Origin of the sequence: Hydrogenophaga atypica (assembly GCF_042665215.1) — a bacterium.
GTDB lineage: Bacteria > Pseudomonadota > Gammaproteobacteria > Burkholderiales > Burkholderiaceae_C > Hydrogenophaga > Hydrogenophaga defluvii_A.
This window is the reverse complement of the sequence record NZ_JBHTCA010000062.1, coordinates 1-3,525: the sequence shown is the minus strand read 5'-3', so window position 1 is coordinate 3,525 and position 3,525 is coordinate 1. Positions and strand designations below refer to the sequence as shown.

General features: G+C 62.0%; 4 protein-coding genes. All 4 read left to right on the top strand.

What is annotated here, in order from left to right; genetic code table 11:
* Positions 1 to 92 precede the first annotated feature (92 nt).
* Entirely contained in the window at positions 93 to 680 is a 588-nt protein-coding gene (locus ACFQPB_RS23700) for an amino acid synthesis family protein (protein ID WP_382228846.1), read from the top strand.
* On the top strand, positions 670 to 1,488 hold the full coding sequence (locus ACFQPB_RS23695) for an alpha/beta fold hydrolase (RefSeq protein WP_382228843.1): 819 nt from the start codon (positions 670 to 672) through the stop codon (positions 1,486 to 1,488). Before ACFQPB_RS23700 ends, ACFQPB_RS23695 begins: the two co-directional genes overlap by 11 nt.
* Before the next feature lie 66 nt (positions 1,489 to 1,554).
* A complete protein-coding gene (locus ACFQPB_RS23690) occupies positions 1,555 to 3,000 on the top strand; it encodes an NAD-dependent succinate-semialdehyde dehydrogenase (protein WP_382228840.1) in 1,446 nt (481 codons plus the stop codon).
* A 10-nt stretch (positions 3,001 to 3,010) separates the two neighbouring features.
* The coding region (locus ACFQPB_RS23685) for a GntR family transcriptional regulator (protein WP_382228837.1) at positions 3,011 to 3,525 on the top strand (515 nt) is incomplete at its 3' end.

The following is a 3,525-nucleotide window of genomic DNA, read 5'->3' as shown; positions in this document are numbered from 1 at the left end:
GCCGTCATAAAGGCCGCCAACATCAAGCCTGAATGAAGAGCGGCAGGACTCTCAGCCAATCCGTTTCCCATCCAATTTAGCTAGAAATCAGCATGAACGCCCACATACGCAAGATCGTCACCTACACAGAAGAGACACGCATTGAGGGGGGCAAAGTCGCGGAACGACCTCTACGGCTCTTTGGTGTGGCCGCCGTACTGACCAACCCGTGGGCAGGTCGCGGCTTCGTTGAAGACCTGTCGCCCGAGATCCGGGCCATTGCGCCGATATTGGGCGAGTTGTTGACGGACACCATCCTGCGTCAGACAGGCTCGGGCGAGGTGATTGAGGGATACGGCAAGGCGGCCGTTGTCGGTACGTCGGGTGAAGTGGAACACGCGTCTGCCCTGATCCACACACTGCACTTTGGCAACTTTTACCGTAAGGCGGTGGGAGCCAAGAGCTACTTGAGCTTCACCAACGTGAGGGGAGGGCCCAACTGCTCTATCGCCATTCCCTTGATGCACAAGCACGACGAAGGGATGCGCTCGCACTACCTGACGGTGCAGTTCGCAATCAACGATGCCCCCGCACCGGACGAAATTGTGGTGGCGCTGGGGGCCTCCATCGGCGGGCGCCCTCACCACCGCATTGGCGACCGCTACCAGGACCTGAAAGAGCTGGGCGGAAATGATCGCTGAAGCCATCGTCACAGAGTCGGGCATCACGCGGCACGGCACGGCATGGACCGTGACTGGCACCGGGGAGCCGGTTGTGCTGATCCATGGCGTGGGCATGCAGCAAGGTGTTTGGGGCCCACAAGTGCTTCACCTGGCACGTACACACCAAGTGCTTGTCTACGACATGCTGGGACACGGGGCAAGCCTGCCGGCGCAAGGGGCGCCAATCCTCGCAGACTACGCGAACCAGCTTGTCGAATTGCTCGATGAGTTGGGAATCTCGTCGGCCAGCGTTGCAGGGCACTCAATGGGGGCATTGGTCGCGCTGGAGTTTGCGCTCGCTCACCCACAGCGCTCACGTCGAGTGGCCGCCCTCAACGCGGTGTACCGTCGCACGCAAGACCAGCGCGACGCTGTGCTGGCCCGGGCACAAGCATTGCGAGAATGCGGTGCACCGGCGACAGCCGGTCCAACATTGGCGCGCTGGTTTGGCGACCCTGTGCCACCGGAGTTGCAACGCGCCGCAACCGAAGTCGCCGGCTACCTTGAGGGCGTTCAACCCCTGGGCTACGCCCAGGCCTACGCCGTGTTTGCCAGTTCAGACGAGGCACATGTCGGCAAACTGGACAAACTGGTCATGCCGGCACTGTTCTGCACCGGCGAGTACGACGCGAACTCCAGCCCCGCGATGGCGCAGGCAATGGCAGCCGAGGCGCCTATCGCCATGGCCGAGGTCATTCCAGGCGCGCGCCACATGATGAATGTCACTGACGCCGAGGCCGTCAATGCCAGCCTCAGTCGTTGGCTGGACACACCCGTCGCGAGCTGAAGGCACATCCCGCCCTGGGGCAGGCATGAAGCCAGCCTCTATCCCTCCACCACCATCACGGCATTCATGACCTTGTTGCCCGACAACGCCTTGCGCGAATCCCGCTGCCTCATCGACGGCGAGTGGATCACCGAGCGGAGCAGTTTCCCTGTGACCAATCCAGCGACAGGCGAGGTTATCGCAACAGTGCCTCGCCTCGGTGCGGAGCACACGCGAATGGCCATCGAGGCAGCGCACCGCGCAGGGCCTGGTTGGGCGGCTATGCCAGCAGCCCAAAGAGCCAACGTGCTCAAACGCTGGCACGCATTGATCCTGGCGCATGCCGAGCCACTGGCACAGATCCTCACCGAAGAAATGGGCAAACCGCTGTCAGAAGCGCGCGCTGAAATTCTCTGTGGGGCTGGCTACGTCGAATGGTTTGCCGAGGAATGCCGTCGCCCGGTGGGCGAGGTCTTGGCCTCTCCTGACGCCACGCGGCAACTTAGTACTGTGCGCCTGCCGGTGGGCGTGGTCGCCGCGATAACCCCTTGGAATTTTCCGCACGCCATGCTTGCGCGCAAACTCGCGCCAGCCTTGGCCGCTGGTTGCACCGTGGTCGCAAAACCTGCCGAGCTGACCCCGCTGTCAGCGCTCGCGCTGGCGCGTTTGGCACAGGAGGCGGGGGTGCCACCCGGTGTGCTCAACATCGTCGTGGGTGACCCTGTGACCATCGGGAGCGAGCTGACCGCCAACCCCTTGGTACGCAAGCTAACGTTCACCGGATCCACGGCTGTGGGCAAGCTGTTGATCCGCCAATGCGCGGAAACTGTCAAACGCGTGAGCATGGAATTGGGCGGCAACGCCCCCTTCATTGTGTTCGACGATGCTGACCTGGATGCAGCCGTAGCTGGAGCCATGGCATCCAAATTCCGCAACGCTGGACAGACTTGCGTGTGCGCCAACCGTTTGTTCGTCCAGGCCGGCATCTATGAAACCTTCACGCAGCGGTTGGCCGCAGCTGTGCGCGATCTCAGAGTAGGCGATGGCAGCCAGCCCGGCACGACTGTGGGCCCACTGATTGACGAGCGTGCGGTGGCAAAGGCTCAGCACCACGTGGACGATGCCCTGGCGCGTGGCGCTACCGTGGTTGAGGGCAACGCACACTTGCCTGGCAACTTCTTTGCGCCCACCGTCTTGCGCGACGTCACCATGAACATGCTTGTGGCGCGTCAGGAGACCTTTGGCCCGGTGGCACCCTTGATTCGGTTCACGGACGAAGCCGATGTGATCGCTCAGGCCAATGCCACCGAAGCAGGCCTGGCCGGGTACTTCTTCACACGTGACATCGCACGTGCACACCGGGTGGCCCGTCGCTTGGAGGTGGGTATGGTTGGCATCAACACGGGCATCATCTCTACCGAAGTGGCACCGTTCGGCGGCATCAAGCAGTCCGGGTACGGCCGAGAGGGAGGCAGTGGCGGCATGGCCGACTATCAGGATGTGAAATACTGCTGTCTTGGCAATCTTTCATGAGGCATTTCTGATGGTCACGACTCCCGCCGGTTCATTGCGCGTGGACCGCAGCGCGAAGACCTTGCGCGAGTTGGCTTTAGAAAAAATGCGCGAGGGCATTTGGAACGGTCACTTCAAACCAGGCGAGCGCTTGGTGGAACGCCAGTTGTGTGAGCAGTTGGGCGTCAGCCGCTCTATCGTGCGAGAGGTGCTCCGCCACTTGGAGACTGAGGGCCTCGTTCAAACTGAGTCCCACCAAGGCCCCGTGGTGGCGAGCTTCACGGCGGACCAAGCTGCCCAAATCTATGAAATTCGCGCTTTGTTGGAGGGACAGGCTGCGCGCCGCTGTGCTGAGCGCGCTACGCCGGACGCCCTCAACGAACTCGAAACTCTAAATGACCGGACTCAGCAGACATTTCGTCGTGGAGATTTCCAGGGCGTCCGGGAGAACACCACGGCGTTTTATGAAGCCCTGTTCCGTTTGGCTGGGATGGACATGGCGTGGGAGGTGGTGCAGTCGCTGAACGCGCGCATCAATCGCCTGCG

What these genes read in the sequence shown, in the direction of transcription:
- ACFQPB_RS23690 (WP_382228840.1), top strand. Translation starts at nt 1,555, where the DNA reads ATGACCTTGTTGCCCGACAACGCCTTGCGCGAATCCCGCTGCCTCATC.
- ACFQPB_RS23695 (WP_382228843.1), top strand. Translation starts at nt 670, where the DNA reads ATGATCGCTGAAGCCATCGTCACAGAGTCGGGCATCACGCGGCACGGC.
- ACFQPB_RS23700 (WP_382228846.1), top strand. Translation starts at nt 93, where the DNA reads ATGAACGCCCACATACGCAAGATCGTCACCTACACAGAAGAGACACGC.